The 17,861-nt window shown below is 65.8% G+C and carries 8 protein-coding genes; 7 read left to right on the top strand and 1 reads right to left on the bottom strand.

Annotated elements, in window-relative coordinates:
- Positions 1-12 precede the first annotated feature (12 nt).
- The 7 genes from Q4I12_RS08405 (at position 13) to Q4I12_RS08375 (ending at position 16,772) form a co-directional block, all read left to right on the top strand.
- Positions 13-9,744, top strand: coding sequence for a non-ribosomal peptide synthetase (locus tag Q4I12_RS08405; protein ID WP_302261310.1), 9,732 nt, complete (start codon positions 13-15; stop codon positions 9,742-9,744).
- A 58-nt stretch (positions 9,745-9,802) separates the two neighbouring features.
- Complete coding sequence (locus tag Q4I12_RS08400) at positions 9,803-10,573, top strand: thioesterase II family protein (protein ID WP_006003916.1); 771 nt, start codon at positions 9,803-9,805, stop codon at positions 10,571-10,573.
- Positions 10,570-12,912, top strand: coding sequence for an efflux RND transporter permease subunit (locus tag Q4I12_RS08395; RefSeq protein ID WP_302261309.1), 2,343 nt, complete (start codon positions 10,570-10,572; stop codon positions 12,910-12,912). The genes Q4I12_RS08400 and Q4I12_RS08395 overlap by 4 nt, the downstream gene beginning before the upstream one ends.
- A 30-nt stretch (positions 12,913-12,942) precedes the next feature.
- Complete coding sequence (locus tag Q4I12_RS08390; protein WP_204625581.1) at positions 12,943-13,752, top strand: outer membrane lipoprotein-sorting protein; 810 nt, start codon at positions 12,943-12,945, stop codon at positions 13,750-13,752.
- Between the two features lie 91 nt (positions 13,753-13,843).
- Positions 13,844-15,178 (top strand): DUF1302 family protein, encoded by a 1,335-nt coding sequence (locus Q4I12_RS08385; RefSeq protein ID WP_302261308.1) that lies wholly within the window; start codon positions 13,844-13,846, stop codon positions 15,176-15,178.
- A gap of 32 nt (positions 15,179-15,210) precedes the next feature.
- Entirely contained in the window at positions 15,211-16,038 is an 828-nt protein-coding gene (locus Q4I12_RS08380) for a class I SAM-dependent methyltransferase (protein ID WP_278337762.1), read from the top strand.
- Entirely contained in the window at positions 16,038-16,772 is a 735-nt protein-coding gene (locus Q4I12_RS08375) for a 4'-phosphopantetheinyl transferase family protein (protein ID WP_302261307.1), read from the top strand. The genes Q4I12_RS08380 and Q4I12_RS08375 overlap by 1 nt, the downstream gene beginning before the upstream one ends.
- Positions 16,773-16,884: 112 nt before the next feature.
- Here the strand turns inward: Q4I12_RS08375 and Q4I12_RS08370 are convergent, their stop codons facing one another.
- Positions 16,885-17,781, bottom strand: a complete 897-nt coding sequence (locus Q4I12_RS08370) for a Rossmann-fold NAD(P)-binding domain-containing protein (RefSeq protein WP_302261306.1) — start codon at positions 17,779-17,781, stop codon at positions 16,885-16,887.
- Positions 17,782-17,861: the final 80 nt, after the last annotated feature.

The following is a 17,861-nucleotide window of genomic DNA, read 5'->3' as shown; positions in this document are numbered from 1 at the left end:
GGAGAAATGACCATGCCACAAGGATGCCATGAAAAACGTCAGGACCTTGTCCTGGACAACATCCCGCTGCTCTCGTTCATGAAACGCTGCGGCGAGAATTTCCGCGAGATACTGGGAGGCCGCAAGGATCCCAGACAGGTCATGTTCCCCGGCGGCAATCCTGACGCCGTGGAGAGCATCTACCAGGATACCCCGCAAAGCCGTTATTATAACGGGATCATGGCCAGGAGCCTGAAGGCCCTTGCCGATGCCCTGCCCATGGACCGCGCCCTCTCCATCCTGGAGATCGGCGCCGGCACGGGCGGGACGACCTCGGCCCTGCTGCCCGTCCTGCCCGCAGGACGCACCCGTTATGTCTATACGGACGTCTCCCCCCTGTTCACGGCCCGGGCCCGGGACCGCTTCGCCGCCTTCCCCTTCGTGGAATATGCCACGCTGGACATCAGCCGCGACCCGTTCCTTCAGGGCTTCCATGCCGACGAGTTCGATATCGTCGTCTGCGCCAATGTCCTGCACGCCACTGCCGACCTGACCGCCGCCCTGCGCCACATCAGCGCCGTGCTGGCCGCGGACGGCCTGCTCCTCCTGCGGGAGATCACCCTGCCCCGGCCGGCCATGGGCTTCGAGATATCCTTCGGCTGCCTGCTCGACAAATTGCGTGACGGGGAACTGCGCGGCGACAATCCCTTCCTGACCGCCGAGGGCTGGACCCGCCTGCTGGACACGGAAGGATTCGACAGGACGGCCTGCTACCCTGCCCCCGCCGACGGCGACCTTGACGAACATGTCATCATCGCCCGCAACGGCAACGGCAGCCGCCAGGCCTTCAGTACCGGGATCGCGCCCGCCCGGACGGACGCACCGGACGGAGACGACACGGGCCATATCCTGCTGGGACGGCGCCTCTCCTCCCCCCTGGCCGTGAGCCAGTATACGGCGGCGGTGAGCGGTACCCTGCAACCCTTCCTGGCCCAGCACCGCGTTTTCGACATCGTGGTCGTTCCGGGCACGGCGCATTTCGACCTGGCCGCCGCCGCGGGCATGGATCATTTCGGTACGGACCGTATCCGGCTCGAGAATGTGGTGCTGCGCGAGGCCCTCATGCTCGACGAAGGCGAACGCACCGTACAGGTCCTTGTCTCTCCCACGGAAAACGGGGCCGATTTCGAGATCTTCAGCCGGGGCGCCGGGCAAGGACAGGGGGAATGGCACCAGCATGTCTCCGGCCAGCTCGCCCCCGCCCACGAGCGCTCTGCCGAAAACGTCGACCTGGACCGCCTGCGTGAAGGTTGCGACGAGGTGGACGTACAGGCCTTTTACGAAAAATTCGATGCCTACGGGGCCGTGCAGTACGGTCCGGCCTTCCGCAGCCTGCGGCGCCTGTGGCGCACCCGGGGCGGAGCTGTGGCCGAAGTGGCCCTGGACAGCGCCGAACGCGGCAAAAAAGGCGGTTTCATCATCCACCCGGCCCTGCTCGACAGTTGCCTGCAAAGCATGGTCGCCGCTCTTGCCGCCACCGAGGATGACCTCACGGGCGACGGTTTCATGCCGTTCAGCGTGGAAAAAGTCATCTTCCACGGGCGTGCGCCCGAAACGGTCTGGTGCCGGGCCGTCATGAAGGAAGGCGACAGCTTCCGGCAGGAGATGTTCTCTGCCAGTTTCACCATCTTCACCCCCGAAGGCGAGCCCGTTTGCGAGATCGTCAACCTTACCATGCGCCGTACCAACAAGGAGACGCTGGAACTGCTCAAGGCCGGGCAGCGGCAGCATACCGACCTGTGCTATGACGTGGTCTGGCGCCAGGCCCTGATGCCGGAAGCCGGGGACGCTGCCGGGCACTGGCTCATCCTGGCCGGTCGCGATACGGATTTTGCCCGTGCCCTCGCCCGTTCGCTGGAACAGCAGGGCGCTACGGCCATGCTCGCGGCCTGCGCCGGTACGGGACATCCTGACGGCATGGCTGCCGTCGATCCCGGCGATGCCGACGCCTTCGCCCGCCTGATCCGCGACTGGCGGCAGGGCGGCACGCCCCGGGGCGTCGTGTTCCTCTGGGGCCTGGACTGCTACGAGACCGACTTCCTGGGCAGCGGCGGCGAAGCTCCCTTCAAGAACCATACGGCCCAGGCCTTCCTGCATCTGGCCCAGGCTCTGGCGGCACAGGAGGACGGCCCGTCCGTGCGCCTGGCCGTGCTGACCTGCCAGGCACAGGCCGCCCGCGCTTCGGATCAGCCCGTCCCCGCGCAAAGCCTGCTCTGGGGCCTGGAAAAATCCGTGGCCAACGAACTGGGCAACATCGCGCCGGTCATCATCGACATGGACCCCGTGGCCGCTCCCGAGGCCCAGCTTTCCACCCTGTGCGGCCTGCTGACCGCCCGCGGATACAAGGAAGACAAGCTGGCCCTGCGCGGCGGCAGCCTGCTGGCCCCCCGTCTGGTACGCGGCCTGCCTGCCGCCCGCCAGGTGCGCAACGCCCCGCTGGCCCGTCCCGAAACGCAGGCCTACCATCTGGATCTCGGCGGCGCGGGCATCGAGAACATCCGGGTCGCCCCGCTGCAGCGGCGCCTTCCCGGGCCCGGCGAGATCGAGATCGCGGCCGAAGCCTACGGCATGAACTTCCAGAACGTCATGGTAGCCATGGGCGTGGCCGACAAGATCAGGACCCTGGTGTTCGACTGCGCGGGCACGGTCTCCGCCGTTGGTGAAGGCGTGACCCGCTTCAGCCCCGGCGACCGGGTCTTCACCACCGTGTACGGCCCCTTCGCTTCCCACGTCTATGCCCGGGAAGCCTTTGCGGCCTCCATACCGGAAGGCATGCCGTTCACCGACGCTGCGGTGATCCCCACCGTCTTCATGACCGCCTGGCAGGCGCTCGTCCATGCGGCACGCCTCCAGCCCGGCGAACGGGTGTTGCTGCACTCGGCCACAGGGGGCGTGGGCCTTGCCGCCATCCAGATCGCCAGGGCACGCGGCGCGATCATCCTTGCCACGGCGGGCACGGAGCGCAAACGCGCCCTGCTGCGCTCCATGGGTATAGAGCACGTCTTCTCCTCGCGCTCCACGGCCTTCGAATCCCGGATCCTCAAGGCCACGGGCGGACAGGGCGTGCACGTGGTTCTCAACTTCCTTACCGGCGAGCTGGCCGACAGCAGCATGCGCTGCCTGACGGAAGGCGGCCGTTTCATCGAGATCGGCAAGACCGATCTGCGCACGCCCGCACAGGTGGCGGCCATCCGTGACGATATCGAATACCACATCGTCGACCTTGAAAAACTGGGCAAGGAGGACGAGGCGCAGATGCGCGGCATCTTCGCCGCCGTCATGGAAGGTTTTGCCGCCGGGCACTACACCCCCATAGCCCGGCGCGTCTTCACCATGGATGCCGCCAGGGACGCCTTCCGCTACATGCTCGAAGGACGCCATATCGGCAAGGTCGTCGTACGCAACGACTTTGCCCCCAGGCACGAAGGCATCCGCCGGGAGGCGGCCTATCTCGTCACTGGTGGCCTGAGCGACCTGGGCCTGGCGCTGGCCGCCCACCTGGCTGCCCGCGGTGCCGGACAGGTATGGCTGCTGGGACGCCGCCTGCCTGAGGCCGGTTCCGCCGGCGCGGCCGCGGTGGAAAAGATCGCCGCCACAGGATGCGATGTCCGCCTCCTGCAAGTGGACGTGACGGACAGGGCCGCCCTGGCCGAGGCGTTCGGCACGCATCTGCTGCCCTCTCCCATGCCGCTGGCGGGCGTCTTCCATCTGGCCGGCCTGCTGGACGACGCGCCCCTGTCCCGTCTCGACTGGGCCCGCTTCAATACCGTCCTCTCCCCCAAGGTGGACGGCAGCTGGTTCCTGCATGAACTGACACGCGATCTGGCGCTCGACCACTTCGTGGTCTTCTCCTCCATCGCCTCGGTCTTCGGTACGCACGGCCAGGCCAACCACGTGGCCGCCAACACGTTCATGGACGCCCTTGTGGCTGCCCGCCGCGCTGACTTCCTCCCCGGCCTCAGCATCAACTGGGGAGCCTGGGGCGAGCTGGGGACCGTGGTGCGCCTGGGCATCCTCGACCGCATCCGCCAGCAGGGCGTAGAGGGCTTCGATACGGCCACAGGACTTGCCGTCCTCGACAGGCTCATGGCGTCCGGCGAGGGGAGCAAGGTCGTCACCCGCATGGACTGGAACCGGATGCTGCCCATCCTGCAGGCCACTGCCGGCGCCGCCATGTACGAAGAGCTCCGGCACAGCCCCGCCGCCGCTGCCGCCCGCCCGGCCGAGACCGCGGGCAACAGCAGGCTTGCCGCGGAACTGCGCGCCCTTCCCATGAGCGGAAGGGAAGAACGGTTGCGCGCCTATCTCAAGAAAGAGATCGCCGGTTTCCTGCGCCTCGAAGAGGATGCCATCCCCGAGGATGTCAACCTGACCAGCCTGGGCATGGATTCGCTCATCAGCCTCGACCTGTTCCAGCGTATCAGCCGGGATCTGAAGATCCGCATCGCGCCGCACGAAGTCTCCGCCACGCCCACGGTGCAGGCCATGGCGGCCAGGTTCGCCCGTGACCTCGGCCCGGCCTCCGGCGAAGAGGAAACGGCACCGGCCGTGCAGTCCGGCACCCCCGCCACGAAGGAGGAAGGCGCCGGCCTTTCGGCCCTGCTCGTCCCCGCGCCGGAAGAGGCTTTCGAGCCCTTCCCTCTCTCGGACATGCAGCAGGCCTACTGGATAGGCCGCGACCAGTCCGGCCTGGCCCTCGGCGGCGTCAGCTGCCACTTCTACTTCGAAGCCCAGGCCCAAGGCCTGGACGCCGACCGCTATGAAGAGGCCTGGAACCGTCTCATCCTCCGCCAGCCCATGCTGCGTACGATCATCCTCGACGGCGAACGCCAGCAGGTGCTGGAGAAAGTCCCGCATTACACCATCCGGCGGCATGACCTGCGCCAGAGCTCTCCGGAGGAAGCCGCGGCCCACTTCGAGCGCATCCGCATGGAGATGTCCCACGAAGTCCTGGACGTGGGCCGCTGGCCCAACTTCCGGGTGGAGGTTTCCCTGCTGCCCGATGATGCCTTGCGCATCCACCTCAGCTTCGACCTTATCCTGAGCGATTTCCACGGCATCAGCCAGATGCTCGCCGAGCTCTCGCTCATCTACAATGGCCAGGAGGACAAGCTCCCTGTGCTGGACATCACCTTCCGGGACTACCGTCTGGCCGAGGAACGCTACCGGGCCACCGGGATCTATGCCAGGGACCGCGACTACTGGCTCGCCCGTCTGGATGACCTGCCCGCCGCGCCGCGGCTGCCGCTGGCCACCAGCCCTGCCGCCATCGACCGCCCCGTCTTCAGCCGCAGGATGACGACCCTCGACAAGGAGACATGGCAGCGCATCAAACAGCGCGGCGACGCCCGCGGCCTGGCCCCCACGGCCGTGGCCCTGGCGACCTTCGCCGAAGTCCTGGGGTGCTGGAGCGAAGAAAAGCGCTTCTGCATCAATCTGACCCTGTTCAACCGCCTGCCCCTGCATCGTCAGGTCAATGCCCTGGTCGGCGAATTCACCTCCAACAGCCTCCTGGCGGTGGACCTGACGCAGGGCGGGAGCTTCGAGACCCGGGCTGGACGGCTGTGGAGCCGCCTGTGGGACGACATGGAACACCGTTCCTTCAGCGGCATCCGCGTCCTGCGCGAACTGGGCCGCAGACGCGGCACGGCGGCGGGCATCATGCCCGTGATCTTCACCAGCGCCCTGTCCATGGAATCCTCTTCCGGCACCTTTGCCCTCGGGCAGATGGGGCACGAGGTCTACAGCATCTCCCAGACCCCGCAGGTCTGGCTCGACCATCAGCTGTTCGAAGTGGACGGCGAGCTGCGCATCGTCTTCGACTATGTACGCGATCTCTTCCCTGACGGGATGATCGATGCCATGTTCGAAGCCTACGCCGAGGCCCTGCGCCGCCTCTCCCGTGACGATGCGGCCTGGGGCGATGCCGTGCCGGTACGCCTCCCGGCATCGCAGCTTGCCGTACGCGCGGCGGTCAACGACACGGCCCTGGACATGCCCGGCGAGCCCATGTTCGCCCCCTTCCTGCGCATGGCGGGGTCCCGGCCTGATGCCACCGCCGTCATCAGTGCGGACAGGACCCTCTCCTACGGCGAGACCGAACGCCTGAGCCGCTCCCTGGCCCGGGAACTGGACGCGGCCGGGGTACGGCATGGCGACCGGGTCGCCGTCCTTCTGCCCAGAGGCTGGGAACAGGTCGTGGCCGTCCTGGGCATCCAGCGCGCCGGGGCCGCCTATCTGCCGCTGGACACCGGCCAGCCCGATGCCCGTATCGCCACCATCCTGGCCGATGCCGGCGTGCGTGTCATCGTGGGCCGTTCGGACGCCGCGCCCCTGCCTGAAGGCATCCGCCTCGTGGCGGCAGACCTGCTGGCCGAAGCGGGCGAGGACGAGCTCCCGCCGCAGGTGGATATCGCCCCCGACGATCTTGCCTACATCATCTATACCTCGGGCTCCACGGGGACGCCCAAGGGGGTCATGATCTCCCACAGGGCGGCCATGAACACCATCCTTGACGTCAACCGGCGGTACGGCGTGGATGCCGGGGACCGCATCCTCGCCCTCGCCCGTCTGTCGTTCGACCTTTCCGTGTACGACATCTTCGGCCTGCTGGCAGCCGGCGGCGCCGTCGTCATCCCGGACGAGGAAGAGAGCCTGCAGCCCCAGGCCTGGGTCCGCCTGCTGCATGAGCACCGGGTCAGCCTGTGGAACTCCGTCCCGGCCCTCGGCCAGCTGCTGGCGGATGCCGCGGCCGAAGGGGAAGGACAGCCCCTGCCCCTCCGCCTGGCCATCTTCAGCGGCGACTGGATCCCGCAATCCCTGCCGCCGCGCCTGAAGCAGCTCGTCCCGGGCATCCGGGTCATGGCCATGGGCGGCGCCACCGAGGCCTCCATCTGGTCCAACTTCCACGAGACGGGCCCGGACGATGCCCGCTGGGCATCCGTGCCTTACGGAAGACCGCTGGCCAACCAGGCCTTCGCCGTCCTTGATGACCGCCTCCAGCCGCGTCCCGACTGGGTCGCCGGAGACCTTTACATCAGCGGAGACGGCCTGGCCCTCGGTTACTGGAACGATCCCGAAAAGACGGCCGGAGCCTTCCTGCCGGCCGGGGACGGGCATCCCCGTCTCTACCGCACGGGAGACACGGCACGCTACCACGACGACGGCACCCTCGAATTCCTCGGCCGCAAGGACGAGCAGGTGAAGATCCACGGCTACCGCGTGGAACCGGGCGAGATCGAATCCGTGCTCAAGGCCCATCCTGCGGTGAACAATGCGGCCGTCCTGCTCCACAAGGGCGCGGAAGGCGAGCTGTCGCTGGCAGCCTATGTGGAAGCCGATCCCGGACACCGGGGCGAGATCGTGCGGGAAGAACGCGCCGCAAGCCGTCTGGAGGACGGGCTCCCGCTCCGGACGGACGGCCGGGAAGGCCTTGACGAGGAACGCTTCCTGCCTGTCTGGGACAAGATGAAGGAACTCTATGCGGCTGCCGTCACCGCGGCCCTGGAAGAGCTCGGCTTTTTCGGGCACGGCTACCGTGACACGGAGACCTTCCTGCACGACAGCGGCATCAGTCCCCGCTACGGGCGCTGGCTGGCGCGGGCCGTGAAGGCCCTGCACGATCTGGGCCTCGCGGACAGGGACGGGGACGGCGTATGGCAGCGTCGCGGCACGGCTCCCGACAGGGAAGCCTGCCTGGCCTTCTGCGCCGACAGGGCCGGAGAACTGGGCTACAGCCCGCAGGAGATGGCCCTGCTGGCCCGCACCGTGCGCGAGCTCCCCGCCATCCTCAGGGAAGACGTGCACTCGGCGGAATTCTACACGTCCGCGGAAGTGCCCGGCTTCTATCAGAAGATCTTCGGCGCCAGCAACCGGCTGACGGCGGATCTGGTGACCGGGCTGGCGGCGGCTTCCGGGAACGGTTTCCGCATCCTCGAAGTCGGCGGCGGCTACGGCACCGTGACGCGCTTCGTCCTGCCCGGCCTGCCGGACGACGGCGTGACCTATGACTTCACGGATATCTCCCCCTTCTTCCTGAACAGGGCCCGCGAGGAGTTCGCCGGTTATCCCTTCGTCAACTACCGTCTGCTGGACCTTGATGAGGATCCCCGCCTCATGGGCTTCGAGCCGCATGGCTATGACCTCATCCTTGCGGGCAATGTCCTGCATGACGCGGCAGACATCAGGCGGAGCCTGAAGTACCTGGCGGGCCTGCTCAAGCCGTCCGGGGTCCTGCTCATGCAGGAGGAGACCGTCTTCCAGCTGCCCTTCGACCTGAGCATGGGGCTCCAGCAGGGCTTCGACAGCGCCCGGGACGAGGAATTCCGTCCCGAGCAGCCGCTGCTGACCCGTGAACTGTGGACGAAGGCGCTGACGGAGGCGGGCCTTTCCCGGCCGTCCTTCCTGATGCCCCCCGCTTCCCTGGAAAGCCGTCTGGGGCTGGAGGTCATCCTCAGCGAAGGCCCGTCGTCCGTGGCACGCTTCACGCCCCGTCCTCTGGAAGACCATCTGCGCGGGCACCTGCCTGCCTGGATGATCCCCGTCTCGTGGACGCTGCTGGACAGGATGCCCCTGACCCGCAACGGCAAGGTGGACAGGAAACGCCTGTCAGGCGGTGCCGTACGGCAGCGCCCCCGTACGGGCGTCACCGCCCGGACCAGGACGGAACAGGCCGTGGCCGCCATCTGGAAAAACGTCCTCAGGGTGGACGACGTGGGCGTGACGGACAGCTTCTTCCTGAGCGGTGGGGACTCCCTCTCCGCTTTCCAGCTGCTCCGGCAGCTGGAGCGGGAGTTCGGTTGCCGTCTGACCCTGCGTGACCTGCTGCAGGCCCCCACCGTGGCCGCACAGGCCGCCCTCGTGGACCACAAGCCGGGTGCCTCTGCCGGCGAACTGGTCTGCCTGCATGACGCTGACGGCCCCGCGACCGTGTGCATGATGCATCCCGTGGAAGGCCTCGTGAACGCCTATGCCCCGCTGGCCGCCAAGCTCGGAGAGGTCTCCTTCCATGCCCTCCAGAGCGCCGGTCTTGATGGTGGTCCCCTGCGTACCGCCTTCCCGGACATGGTCACCGCGGCCCTGGAGGCCGTGGAGGGGCTCCCGCGGCCCCTGCTGCTGGGCGGATGGTCCATGGGGGCCTTCCTGGCCTGGGAAACGGCCCGCCGTCTGCTGGCCGGCGGCCAGGGGGAACACCTGCTGCCGCTGGTCCTGCTCGATCCGCCTTCAAAGCCCGCCTGGGACAACCTCTATGACAGCCGCGCCCATGATCCTGCCGCCCTGCTCGGGCTGGTGGCCCCCGCGCCCCAAAAGGCCCTTGCGGCCCTGGGCATGAGCGAAGGGGACCTGGCCGCACTGGACGCCCCCGCACGGGCCCGCGTCCTGGCCGAGGCCCTGCGCAGCAGCGGACAGCTTGCCGTGGAAAAGGACGACCTGGAAATGGCCGGACGGGTCATGGAGATCATCGACGCCAACCTCAGGGCCCTGCGCTCCTATGCGCCGCAGCCCCTGGAAGGCCTGCCCGTGCTCTACGTCCGCAGCAACAGCATGGAAGAGGACGACGCCCGCACGGCCTACTGGCGCGGACTGGCGGGATCGGGCTTCGAGGAGCTGGCCGTGGATGCCGACCACTGGAACCTGCTCCATGATCCCGGCAGCGTGGATGCCATCGCCGCCAGACTGGCCCGTCTACTGAAAAAACACGCCTAACCGGTCTGCCCGTGCCGGGGACGACCCGGCACGGGCAGCATGACGACAAGGAGGAACCATGGATACTGGCAAATGGCTCGCGGGGCCGCAGGAGATTTCCGGGAACGCCGGCGCCTCCCCCGCCCGGCCGAAGATGTTCTGTTTTCCCCATGCGGGAGGCGGCGCTTCTTTTTACCGCAACTGGGAAAGGAACCTCCGGGGCCTGGCCGATGTCCGGGCCGTGCAGCTGCCCGGTCGCGAGGAACGCTTCCGCGAACCGCGCTATTACAGCATCCACCGTCTGGCCGATGCGTTGTTCGAAGCCGAGGAAGGCCGCGGCTGGTTCGACGGCGCCTGCATCCTTTTCGGCCACAGCATGGGGGCCAAGATCGCCTTCGAGGTGGCGCGCCGCCTTGTCCTCCAGGGCCGTCCGCCCGCTCTGCTGCTGGTCTCGGGGAGCCGCCCCGTCCACATGCCGCCCCGCAAACTGCTCAGCGACCTTCCCGACGAGGCTTTCGACGCGGAATTGCGGCAGCTGGCAGGGACCCCGGAAGAGATCCTGCGCGAGCCGGATCTCATGCGCATGTTCCGGCCGCTGCTGCGGGCGGATTTCGCCATGGACGAAAGCTATGTCTGCGATGCCTGCCTGGATGTGCCCCTGTGCGTCTTTTCCGGGGATGCCGATGACGAAGTCTGCCGGCAGGACCTCGAAGCCTGGCGGGAACAGACCCGCGGGGCGTTCGCCGCGCACATCCTGCCGGGCGACCACTTTTTCCTCAAAAAGGACGAGGACACCTTCCTGATGCTCCTGCGTGAGGAACTCGGCCGCATGCTGGAGCAGACCCGATGAAGGAGTCCCGCGCCCTGACCCGCGCCCGCACGTTCGTCGGCTTTCTGGAGACCTGGCGCTACGGCGTCCTTCTGCTGGTGGCCGTGCTCACGTTCGGGTCCCTTTTCCTGATGCGTGACCTCCGCTTCGACAACTCCGATGAATCCTTCTTCACGGACGACGATCCCGCCGTCGTGGCCATCGAACGCTTCCGGGAGCTCTTCGGCAATGAAGACTTCGTCTATGTGGCCGTCAGGAACGGCGGGGACATCTTCGACCGTGACACGCTGCGACTCCTGGATTCCCTGGCGCTGGCCCTGGAAAAGGACGTGCCCCACATCAGGGAGGTCAAGTGGCTGGGGTCGGCGGAATACATCCGCGCTCACGGGGACGAGGTCATGGTGGGTCCCGGCCTCGAAGAGATCCCTGATGATCCCGAGGCCATCAGGGCATTCAAAAAAGAAGCTCTGGCCCTGGACGACTTCGTGAACGTCCTGATCTCGCCCGACGCCACCATCGCCACCATAGTGCTCGAATGCGAACGCTATCCCGACGGGGCCGACGACCCGCGCAAAGACATCGCCCCGGCAGTGTACCGCGTCCTGCAACGGCCGGAATTCGCCTCTCTGGAAACCCATCTGGCCGGGCCGCCCGTCCAGGACTACGAAAGCGACAAGATCACCCGCAAGGAGACCGTCAAGCTGACCCTGGTCTGCCTGATGCTCCAGGCCCTGCTGCTGTTCCGCATGGGCAACGGCATCCGGGCCGTCATCGCTCCCGTGGCCGTGATCTGCATCAGCATCATCCTGACCATGGGCATCATCAGCCTGGCGGGCTGGACCGTTTCCATGATGGACATCATGCTGCCCACCATGCTCTTTTCCGTCTGCATCGGGGACACGGTGCACATCATCGCCGGGTACCACCTGCACCGCAGTCGGGGGACCGTCCATCATGAAGCCATGGTCGAGACCATGCGGGAGGTCTTCATCCCCTGCCTGTTCACGTCGCTGACGACCATGATGGGCTTCCTCTCCTTCCTCACCACGGACATCATCCCCATACGCATGGCCGGCATCTACTCCGCCATCGGCGTGGCCATCGCCTTCGTCCTGGCCATCACGCTGACGCCCATCGCCTACATGATCCGCCCGGAACAGGAGGCGACCATCCGGCGGGGCGTCCATGACCGTCTGCTCTGCCGCCTCGATGCGGCCCTGCAAGGACTGGCCCGCTGGTCCATCGATCATGCGCGTCTCGTGATCGTCTTTTTCCTCGTGACGTCCCTGGCCGGTGCCTGCCTGTACCAGCGGGTCGTGGTGGAAACGAACACGGTCAAGGACATCAGCACCTCGGAAAAACTGCGCCGGGACTCCGACTTTTTCGATACCTTCATGGGCGGCTCCATGTCCCTGGAGATCATGGTGGACAGCGGCAAGGCCAACGGCGCCCGCGAGCTCCGTTTCCTGCAGGACATGGAGCGCCTGCAGCGCCACGCCGAAAGCCTGCCCGGCACCGTCAAGACCCACAGCATCGTGGACATCATCAAACGCATCAATGAAGTCCTGCACGGGGATGACGGGGCCTTCCACCGCCTGCCGGATTCCCAGGAGCTGGCCGGCCAGTACCTGTTCTTCTACGAAACGTCGGGCGGGAAGAACCTGGACAGGGAGCTGAGCCTGCTCAGCGATGTGGCGCGCATCCATATCCAGACACGGAATATGGGCACCCAGGAAGTACGGGCCTTCATGCAGGAGATGGATGCCTTCGTCCGCGACCGGCTAGGCGGACGGCTGCGCGTGGAATACACGGGCCAGATGGCCTGGCTGACCGCCGTGGCCGATTATGTGGGTTCCGGCCAGGCCGCCAGCCTTGCCAGCGCCGTCATCACCATCGGCCTCATGATGATCCTGTGCCTGCGCTCCGTGGTGCTGGGCTGCATCAGCATGCTGCCCAACATCGTGCCCATCCTCATGCCCATGGGCCTCATGGGGCTTGCCGGTATCGACCTGAGCCTTGTCCTGATGATCTTCTCCTCGGTCATCATCGGCGTATGCGTGGACGACACCACCCACTTCTACGTCACCTTCCAGCGCATGTTCGCCCGCAAGGGGAGCTATCGTGAAAGCCTGCTGGCGACCGTGCGCACGGTAGGACAGCCCGTCACCTTCACGACCATATCCCTCATGCTGGGATTCCTGGTCTTCACGCTTTCTGCCGTCAGGACCACGGGGCAATTCGGCATCCTTGGGGCAGCGGCCTTTTTCTGGGGCTGCCTCGCCGACCTCACCCTTTCCCCGGCCCTGCTCTCCTTCCTCAAGCCCCTGGGCAAGGAACACGAGCCGCAGGTCCGTGCCTGAGCATCACCATCATCCCGAAAGGAGAACTCCATGACCATCGCATCGCACAGACTCTTTGCCCTTTTCTTCTGCACGCTGCTCCTTGCCGGCAGCGCCCAGGCCGCTCCCGCGATCACAGACCCCGTCAAGGCGGGCTACGATCTGGCCGTCCGGATGGACCAGGTCGACACGAGCCAGGACTCCTACAGCGAAGCCGTCATGAGCATCAACCGCGGCGGCAAGGTGCTGACGCGCTCCTTCAAGACCTATTCCAAGCATTTCGGCAAGGACGGCAAAGACGAATACAGCCTGATCGTGTTCGACAGGCCCGCCGACGTCAACGGCACCAAATATCTCGTCTGGAGTTACCGCGGCCTGGAGCAGGATGACGACATGTGGGTCTACCTGCCGGCCGAGAGCCTTGTCCGCCGCATCAGCGGTTCCAGCAAGTTCGCCTCATTCATGCGCAGTGACCTCTCCAATGAAGACATCCAGAACCTCGATGACGTGGACGAGTACGACTACCTGCTGCAAGGCGAGGAGAACGTGGACGGCATCGACTGCTATGTCCTGGAACGCACCCCCAAAAAGGGGAAAGAGACCCAGTATTCCCGCCAGGTGCAGTGGGTGCGCAAGGATACCCTGCTGCGTTTGCGGGCGGACTACTATGACAAGAAAGACCGTCTGGTGAAAAAACTCTTCTTCTCCCGCCAGGAAAAGATAGACGGGATCTGGACCGTGACGCAGATGCGCGTCGAACGCCCCAGGGAAGGCTCCTTCACCGTCATCGACTGGTCCAACCTGCGCTATGACGTCGGCCTGAGCGACGCCTATTTCGAGCACAGCGCCCTGCAGCGCTAGCTCCGTCCTTCCGGGAGGGGCCTCCACGGCCCTTCCCGGTTCCCCGCCCCGGCAGACCTTCTCCACAACCTTTCCCGTCGGATCGCCCACCATGCCCTTTGCCAGTTTTCCCCGCCCCGCAGCCGAAGGCATGCGCCTGTGCCGCTCTGTCCGCTTCCGTACCGCGGCCATGCTGCTGGCTGCCGCCCTGCTGCTCTTCCCCTCCCTTTCCCGAGCGGACGGGGACAAGCCCCTCATGCCGGACTGGCTGAAACTGTCCGGCAGTCTGCAAACGACCTACCGTCAGTCGCCCTACAAGGCGACCCCCCTGTCCGCGGCCCAGCGCTTCCGGCTCGAAGCCAATATCAACCAGGACTCCTGGATACGGGGCTACGTCAGCGGCCATGTGGATGCCGACCTTTCCGTGCCCGGGCGCCGGGACTCCGAGGAACCCATCGTGACGCCCGAACTGGGCGAGGCCTATGTGACCCTGGACTCCCGGTATCTGGACCTCATCATCGGCATGCAGCAGATACGCTGGGGAGAAGCCGACAGCCTGAGCACCTTCGACATCATCAATCCCGTGGACTTCCGCAACCCCATCGCCACAGCCCGCAGCAGCCAGAGGCTTTCGGTGGGGGCCGTCGACCTGCGGGCCAACCTCGACGGCGCGGGCCTGCTCGACCTTGTGCTCATCCCCTTCCCCCGTTTCAGCCGCTTGCCCGAATACGGCTCGCCCTGGGAAGACAGCTCGCTGCGGACCCTGCGCCAGTACGCCCGTGCGGGTTTCGTCCGCCGCCAGCGTGAGGACGGCCCTTTCGAGCCGGAAGCGGCAGCGCGGCTCAAATTTTTCCGCCCGGGCTATGACGTGGCTTTCCTTTTTTACCGGGGCTACGAGCACAAGCCTCTCTACACGGCCAGTCTGGACAGGCAGCGCATGCAGGCCCTGGTGAAGGAGATCTACGAGCCCTATACGGCGTTCGGCATCAATACCGCCGTATCCCTGTGGGACTCCACCTTCCGGGGCGAATTCACCATCAAGGCGGGCTATCCCTTCCAGTCCGACGAGATCACGGTGGAGCGCCGCACGGACTACGAGGCCATCCTCGGATGGGACAGGAATTTTCTGACAAACCTGAACGTCAACCTCCAGGCCTTCTTCTTCAGCCACGACGGCGATGCCGTGCCCGGCAAGGACAGGGACCGCTACGGCATCAGCTGGTCCGTCTCCGACAAATTCCTGGACGAGAGCCTGACGGCCGGCATACGCGGGGAGCTTTTCGCCAGCAACGGGGATTACTGCGTGGAGATCTTTTCCGAATACGAATACAGCGACGACCTGCACTTCCTGGCCGGCTACATGCTTTTTGGCGGCGACCGCCGCAACGACCTTGGCCAGTATGACAGGAACGACCATCTCTATCTCGGCGTCCGGTACTCGTTCTGAGCCCCAAACGGATGCCGATCCACGGAGCTGCCATGAAAATAGAAGCGTGCCTCACGGACGATATCGCCAGAACGCTCCTCATCCCCTTGTGGTGCTGCGCCACCCCCTGCCGGGCCAACCCGCAGGCCGCCTACGACCCCGTCGCCGTGGACGTTCTGAAACAACTGGACTTCGATTTCTCGGAGATCAGGAGATCCTTCAAGGAATACGGCCAGGTCTGCTGCCTGGCCCGCGAGATGAACATCGATCGCACCGTCCGGGATTTCCTTGCCCGCCACCCCGAAGGAACCATCATCAACCTGGGCTGCGGCCTCAGTACCGCCGTCTACCGCAAGCCCCCTGCCGAGGCTGTCTGGTATGATGTGGACCTGCCGGAAGTCATCCGGGCCCGGCAGGCGCTCCTGCCGCCTGCCAAAGGGCACAGGCTCCTAGCACGGGACATTTTCGATCCCCTCTGGCCGGATGCCGTGGAGGCCCCAGGGCAACGGGGCGTCCTCCTTCTGGCAGCTGGAGTGTTCCACTATCAGCCCACGGACCTGATGGGGGCGCTGTTGCCCTTCCTCAGCGGGCGTTTTCCCGGGGGGACGCTTTTTTTCGATGCGGTGTCCTCCCTCGGCATGCGCATCAGCAACCGCTATGTGGCCCGCTCCGGCAACAGGAATGCGCCCATGACGTTCTGCATCGACAAGGTCCCGGCCCTGGCCTCCCTGTCCCCCCGTTTCGCCGCCGTGAGCGAAACTCCTTTCTTCCACGGCCTGCCGTTGAGCGGCCTGACGCTGTCTACGCGTGTGAACATCGCCATCGTGCAGCTCTTCGGCATGCTCAAATATGTCACCATCCGCTTCCGGGAGTTCCTTTGATGACCACTGGTGTCCTCTGTTCCGGCCGCAAACGTGTGTACCGCTCGGCCGCCATCCATCTCTGGCGGTTCAGCCTGGCCCATGCGGAGAACGGCATTTCCTGGGCGCGCCCCCTTCTTTCCCCCGAGGAGCTGGAACGCGGGGCCCGTTTCTGCAGGCCCCGCGACGGCAGCCGCTTCCTTCTCTGCCGGGCCTGCGCAAAGACCATCCTTGCCGCCCACAGGCCGGATGTCCGGGCTTGCGACATCGTTTTCTCCTACGGTCCGTGGGGAAAACCCTGCTGGCGCGACCTTCCCTTCAGCATCTCCCACAGCGGTACGGAAGCCCTGCTGGCCGTCTGTGAGGGCTGCCCCATCGGCTGTGACATCCAGTGGACGGGGAGCGCTGTGGATGCACGCGGTATCGCGGACTTTTTCCATCCCCGGGAACGCCTGGCCCTCGATGCGCTGCCCCCGGACGATTATGCCCGCGGCTTCTATCGCATGTGGGTCAGAAAGGAAGCGGTGATGAAAGCATGCGGCAAGGGGCTGGGCACCGGTCTGGACAGGGTGCTCGTCTCCGCTGAGAGCGGAGGGCACCATGCCAGCATCCAGGAAGCCCTTCCGGACGAAGGCGAACACTGGTGGGCCCCCTGCGCCATCGGCCGGGATGGTTATGCCGTGGCTCTGGCCATCCCGAAGAACGAAGCCCCCCGCCCCATCATCCGGCATCGTCTGGAGATTCCCTTTCGCTGAAAGCCCCAGGGAACGAGCTCCCGCCCAGGAAGGGGAAAGAGCCCCAAAAATGAAAGATGGCTGCCCGGCAAGACCGGACAGCCATCGTGAACATCTGAAGGATGATCGGGGGCTAGATGACCCGTTCGTTTTCCAAAAAGACCCAGTGCAGCAGGCGCTTGTGCACGCGCAGGCGGTTTTCCGACTGCAACAGCAGCAGCGATGCCGGGCTGGCAAGGATGTCGCTGGCGACCTCGATGGCCTGCATGGGGCTGGTGCCCAGCAGGACGCGGGCCTTCTGGTCGGCATGGGACAGCAGGGCATCATCCACCTTCCACTGCTGCGCCAGCTCGTCATCCAGTCCCGAACGGCAACCGGCATAGACGAAGTTGCAGCCTTCCACGGCCTGCTGGGGCGTATCCACAAAGTCCACCTTCACGCCGCAATGACGGGCATAGGCCTCCAGCGTGGGACGGTCCTCCAGCGGCGGCAGGGCCACCTGCAGGCTGAAGGGGAAGTAGCGCAGGGCCTCGATGAGGGAGAACAGGGTGCCGTTGGTGCAACCGAGCCAGCCTACGCGGGCCTTCTTGAGATCGTCCCGGGTATAGCGCAGCATGCAGGCCACGTCGGCCAGCACATGGGCCGGATGGGCATCAGGGCTGCCGGCATTGATGATGGGGAACTGCACCAGGTCCCTGTCCACCGAGGTGGCCAGACCGGGGATGCCGTAGACGTACATGCAGTCCACAAAATAGTCGATGACGGCCAGCATCTGGCGCTGGTAACGCTCCACCTCGGACTTCCAGCCGCCCGTGGCGCCCTGGAAGACGAGGGACCCGCCCATCTGCCGCACAGCCGCCGAAACGCACAGCCGCTCGGCGAACGAATCCTGCGCGAACAGCAGTACAACCGTGCGTTCCGTCATGAAGTCGGTACGGCTCTTCGCATCAGGGATCCCGCGTGCCTGTTGGACCAGCAGCCAGGAGTCTTCTTCACCAAGATCGTTGAGAGTCAAAACGTGTCGGGGCATACATAACCTCCCAAATCAGACGGCAGCGAGATCCGCCACCGGACTCCAGAATAGCAAACAGCCCGTATCCATGTCCAGAA

Source organism: Desulfovibrio piger, assembly GCF_951793255.1.
GTDB lineage: Bacteria > Desulfobacterota > Desulfovibrionia > Desulfovibrionales > Desulfovibrionaceae > Desulfovibrio.
Note: the sequence above shows the minus strand (reverse complement) of the source record. Positions and strands in the feature narration are given on the sequence as shown.

Excerpts from the sequence above, each read along its gene's own strand:
- Q4I12_RS08405 (WP_302261310.1), top strand. The coding sequence starts at position 13 with ATGCCACAAGGATGCCATGAAAAACGTCAGGACCTTGTCCTGGACAAC.
- Q4I12_RS08370 (WP_302261306.1), bottom strand. The coding sequence starts at position 17,781 with ATGCCCCGACACGTTTTGACTCTCAACGATCTTGGTGAAGAAGACTCC.
- Q4I12_RS08390 (WP_204625581.1), top strand. The coding sequence starts at position 12,943 with ATGACCATCGCATCGCACAGACTCTTTGCCCTTTTCTTCTGCACGCTG.
- Q4I12_RS08375 (WP_302261307.1), top strand. The coding sequence starts at position 16,038 with ATGACCACTGGTGTCCTCTGTTCCGGCCGCAAACGTGTGTACCGCTCG.
- Q4I12_RS08385 (WP_302261308.1), top strand. The coding sequence starts at position 13,844 with ATGCCCTTTGCCAGTTTTCCCCGCCCCGCAGCCGAAGGCATGCGCCTG.
- Q4I12_RS08395 (WP_302261309.1), top strand. The coding sequence starts at position 10,570 with ATGAAGGAGTCCCGCGCCCTGACCCGCGCCCGCACGTTCGTCGGCTTT.
- Q4I12_RS08400 (WP_006003916.1), top strand. The coding sequence starts at position 9,803 with ATGGATACTGGCAAATGGCTCGCGGGGCCGCAGGAGATTTCCGGGAAC.
- Q4I12_RS08380 (WP_278337762.1), top strand. The coding sequence starts at position 15,211 with ATGAAAATAGAAGCGTGCCTCACGGACGATATCGCCAGAACGCTCCTC.